Annotated in this window: 1 protein-coding gene; it reads right to left on the bottom strand. The window is 60.7% G+C overall.

What is annotated here, in order from left to right; translation table 11 throughout:
* The coding region (asnB, locus tag EOA24_RS36630) for an asparagine synthase (glutamine-hydrolyzing) (RefSeq protein WP_127410750.1) at window positions 1-1053 on the bottom strand (1053 nt) is incomplete at its 3' end.
* Window positions 1054-1793: the final 740 nt, after the last annotated feature.

Genomic DNA, 1793 nt, shown 5'->3' with positions numbered 1-1793 from the left:
GGCGTGGAGAGCGGCGGCCCGCACGTTCGGGTCCATGAGTTCGTCCGCGGACAACATGATGTCGGTGTGGTCGGTACCAACGTACTTCGCGACCTCGTGCACGTACGGCCCGTCGGGTGTGGGGTGCCACGGGCCGGGGATAAAGTTTTCAGTGTAGCCGACGAAGTCGACGGCGAAGGACCGGATCCGTTCGTCGCTGAAGCGCGCGGCCATTGCTGTCAAAGCGGAGGAGTCAAGCCCCCCCGACAAGAGCGTGCTTAGGGGCACGTCGGCGATGAGTTGCCGCTGGACCGTATCCTCGAGCAGCTCGCGGACGCGCCGAACGGTGGTAGGGACGTCGTCGGTGTGCCCGCTGTCGGTGAGCTGCCAATAGGTCATCTGCTGGATGCCGTCGCGGGTTACGCGGACGATGTGGCCGGGCCGTACTTCACGCATACCACGGAACACTGTGTTATCCGGGTTGGCGACGAAAGATAGTGTGCGCCGAAGCCCATCAGCGTCCATGGCTCGTTCCGCGAGACTATTGGCGAGGATCGCCTTTGGCTCGGAGCCGAACAACACTCCATGCCGGGTGGGATAGTAGTAGAGCGGCTTGATGCCCAGCCGGTCGCGCACGAGAAGCAGTTCTCGCTTGGCGGTGTCCCACAGTGCGTAGGCGAACATCCCGTTGAGTTCGCTCACCGCGATGCAGGGGTCGTCGCGGCCCCACTCCCGGTGGGCGTGCAGCACCACCTCGGTGTCGCTGCTCGTGTCGAACCGATGGCCTAGGGCGACGAGCCGTTGACGCAGCTCGCGGTAGTTGTAAGTTTCGCCGCCGTAGACGAGCACCAAGGCTGGTCGGCCGTCCTCATGGAGCGCCATCGGCTGGCGGCCCCCCTCCAGGTCGATGACCGCAAGCCGGCGGTGTCCAAGCGCCGCAGGCCCATCAATCCAAGTCCCCTCGTCGTCCGGACCGCGGTAAGCCATGGTGGCCGTCATGTCGGAGACCACCCTTCGCGCGTCGGAACCTCCTAGGTCACGATCGAAATCAATCCATCCACAGATGCCGCACATGTCTTTGCTCCTTCGTTTGGTAACTGTCGCGCGCCTTCGGGCATCCGCACACCGCTCCACGCGAACACGCGATCTCCTTTATGGCCGCCTCACCGACAAGCGGCGCCATGATCCGGACGCCGGCGTTGCTGACCAAGATGTCGAGGCGACCCAAAGGTTTCGATCGCCGGCACCATCCGCTTTTCCACCTGCTGGTGCTGACTTCCCCAAGCCAATAACCCCGAGTGCGAGTGGCGGTCTGAGCGTAACTTGGTCAGCTTTTATCCGTGCCCGCTCTCAGACGTTGCGGTGAAGGTATCATTGTCAGCAGTCTGCGGCCGCAAATATTCTATAAATTTAGTTGAAGGATACGTTGCAACATGTTGGTTTAGCGCCGATCGACTGAGTGAAGCGCAGTCACAGCGTCAACATTGAGCGAGGTTTTGGCATCGAGGTGGTTGGAAATGCTTCCATAACATCCACCGTGGAAAGCGAGCACCAGCGGCCGATCCGTTATTGCCCTCGCTGAGCCTACGGCCATCAGATTAACCTCGGTCCGGAATTGCAGAAGCGGACACGATCGATCAATGAGAAACGACTACATATCGTTTCGGCAGCGCTTATTCATGCCTATGAGGACCACCGAAGCTGATGCCGTTGTCGCGCGCGCCCCGCCAGTTCTTCGATTTTGTCTTCGAGAGTGCCCCAGGCACAACCTATATCAATTGCCAACCGTGCGATTTGGACAATCGGAAGGTTTG

The organism is Mesorhizobium sp. M2A.F.Ca.ET.039.01.1.1, assembly GCF_003998035.1.
GTDB lineage: Bacteria > Pseudomonadota > Alphaproteobacteria > Rhizobiales > Rhizobiaceae > Mesorhizobium.
Note: the sequence above shows the minus strand (reverse complement) of the source record. Positions and strands in the feature narration are given on the sequence as shown.